The sequence below is a fragment of the Treponema sp. R6D11 genome (assembly GCF_054786075.1).
The window spans coordinates 1-1989 of record NZ_BDHD01000253.1 but is presented as its reverse complement, the minus strand read 5'-3'; the positions used below and the strand labels follow the sequence as shown (position 1 = coordinate 1989).

Sequence of the window (1989 nt, the reverse complement as noted above, 5' to 3'; positions counted from 1 at the left end):
TTCTGGCTATGGCCGACATCGGCATTGTGATGGGAGGAATCGGAAGCGACGCCGCGATAGAAGCGGGAGACGTTGTGCTTATGAACGACGAAACCTCGAAACTGATAGAATTTATGGATATCGCCAAAAATACAAAGAGGGTAGTAACGCAAAACATCGTGTTTGTGCTGGTTGTAAAGTCGGCTTTTCTTCTGCTTGGGGCGATGGGCGTCGCGTCAATGTGGGAAGCGGTTTTCGCCGACGTGGGTGTAGCGCTGTTGGCGGTGTTAAACTCAATGAGGATATTACGCGCCTAGAATACTATGCGCGTAACAAATTGATCGATAAGCACAAATATTCCAAGAGCCGCGGTGTAGATCGCAAAGCCGTAAAGTTTTTTTTCTTTGATTAATTTCAACATAAACTTTACCGCGAAAAACCCGACTATAGCGGCAGTTACGGTTCCAATCGCAATAGGCAGAACCCCTATGACTTCGCCTGCCGGTGCGCCAGCCGCTCCTTCGCCTTTTACCAAGTCCTTTATCTGTAAGACAAGAGCGCCCAGTATCGCCGGAATGGACAACAGGAAAGAAAAGCGGGCGGCAAAATCGCGGTCAAGTTTACGGGAGAGCGCTCCCGATATTGTCGCACCCGATCTTGATATGCCCGGGACGATGGCGACCGCCTGAAATACGCCGATGATTACGGCGTCAACCCAATTCATGTTTTCGCCGCTTCTTTTAACTTCGGCGCGGTTGGCAAGCTGTTCAGCGGTAACAAGGAGTGCCGATGTGATAAGAAAACAGACGCCGAGAAATTGCCCCGATTCAAAAGCGCTTTCGATTATATCTTTAAAAGCAAGGGCGAAAATTACCGCGGGAATTGTCGCTATTATTAGAAACCCCGTAAGAGGCTGAATAATCTTTTTAAGTATCTCCCAAATGTCTTTCCATAATACGACAAAAACCGCCGTTAGCGTTCCTATATGCAGCATCGTGTCAAAGAAAAGACCGGGAGCGTCCACACCGAAAATTTTTTGTAAAAGCACGAGATGGCCGGAACTGCTTACTGGTAAAAATTCAGTTAACCCCTGTACTATTCCAAGAACGATTGCGGTTATAATATCCATTTAAAACTCCCTTATTTGCGATAATAGGAAAACCTCTAAAAAAGTTTTTAGAGGTTCCTTTAGGTTAATTGTACGATAAAATTAAATTATTTGGAAGGTGTCGCTTGCGGTAACATAATCGCGCTAACTTTTATGTTTTTATCCTTCGCGGCTTTTTCATGCATTTCCTTTGTAATCTTGCCCCTCGGCTTTGGATGCGGCGGCGCATCGCCTATAAGTAGCAATATTCTGGACTCCGCGGACCATGGAAATTTGGTTTCTCCTTCATAAAGGGCCTCGTATACGGCTTCGGGAATATCGCCGCCGCCTACGACTTGAATGGCGTTAAGATCGCGCTGGAAACGCTTGAAATCGGACGTAAACGGGACATTTTTTGTAAGGTATATGTCGTTATAATCCTTAAACAGCACCATGCCGATTCTGAAAGATGGAAACTTTACGATAATCTGTTCAAGCTCTGGGATAAGTTTTGCGCGTAACGGATCGATGTATTTTTTCATGCTGTTGGTCGTGTCAAGGCACAAGACAATATCAACTTTTTTCCCAGTTTCCTTATCAAGCAGATTTATTATTAAATCCGCCACTTCGTCCGTATTATTGCAGTAAATCAAGCTGCCGTTGTTGGATTTTGCTATGTCCGTAAAAGAGTCGAAGGTTTCTGGTATGTATTCCCCTTCCTTTTTACCGGCGGGAGGTTCCTGCTTCGCCTCTAGCGCAAACGGGTTGTCCTTAAAAGTTCCCCGATAGTCGGCGTACGGCATGGAGAAGGAACGGATATTAAGGAAAGTTCCGTCTTTAAGGTAGACTTCCCCGTGGCGGCCGTTATCGTAGCCGTAGTAAAGAACGTAGGGAATATATATGTGAAAAGCCTGTTCCAGAAT

Annotated in this window: 2 protein-coding genes and 1 pseudogene; 1 reads left to right on the top strand and 2 read right to left on the bottom strand. The window is 45.6% G+C overall.

The window, feature by feature from the left end:
* Window positions 1-296: pseudogene (locus ACYVTD_RS11935) on the top strand (heavy metal translocating P-type ATPase); the annotation flags it as partial.
* Here the strand turns inward: ACYVTD_RS11935 and ACYVTD_RS11930 are convergent.
* Window positions 293-1108 carry an undecaprenyl-diphosphate phosphatase gene (locus ACYVTD_RS11930; protein ID WP_461247985.1) on the bottom strand — a complete coding sequence of 272 codons (816 nt, stop codon included), beginning with the start codon at window positions 1106-1108 and terminating at the stop codon, window positions 293-295. The pseudogene ACYVTD_RS11935 and the gene ACYVTD_RS11930 overlap by 4 nt on opposite strands.
* A gap of 86 nt (window positions 1109-1194) precedes the next feature.
* The coding region (locus tag ACYVTD_RS11925; RefSeq protein ID WP_461247984.1) for a vWA domain-containing protein at window positions 1195-1989 on the bottom strand (795 nt) is incomplete at its 5' end.

What these genes read in the sequence shown, in the direction of transcription:
- ACYVTD_RS11930 (WP_461247985.1), bottom strand. Translation starts at nt 1,108, where the DNA reads ATGGATATTATAACCGCAATCGTTCTTGGAATAGTACAGGGGTTAACT.